This window comes from Paraburkholderia sp. SIMBA_030 (assembly GCF_046535245.1).
Taxonomy (GTDB): Bacteria; Pseudomonadota; Gammaproteobacteria; order Burkholderiales; family Burkholderiaceae; genus Paraburkholderia.
The window spans coordinates 1-309 of sequence record NZ_JAWRXB010000253.1 but is presented as its reverse complement, the minus strand read 5'-3'; the positions used below and the strand labels follow the sequence as shown (position 1 = coordinate 309).

The following is a 309-nucleotide window of genomic DNA, read 5'->3' as shown; positions in this document are numbered from 1 at the left end:
GATTAGATGCCCGCGACATTTTTTCATATTCCTGCTTGTCTGTCAGCAGCTGTTTCGCCATCTGATAAATCGTTTCTTCATCAGTACCGGCTAATTTCAGAGTGCCCGCCTCCACTCCTTCGGGCCGTTCAGTAGTATCGCGCAATACGAGAACCGGCTTTCCTAAGGAAGGAGCTTCCTCCTGAACGCCTCCTGAATCAGTTAAAATAAAATACGACCTTGACGCAAAATTGTGGAAATCAATCACTTCAAGAGGTTCAATTAAATGGACGCGCTCCGAATCACCAAAGTGCTTATCAGCAGCTTCAC

Annotated in this window: 1 protein-coding gene; it reads right to left on the bottom strand. The window is 46.3% G+C overall.

From position 1 onward, the window contains the following. The coding region (locus SB772_RS39885) for a UDP-N-acetylglucosamine 2-epimerase (protein ID WP_410838502.1) at positions 1-309 on the bottom strand (309 nt) is incomplete at both ends.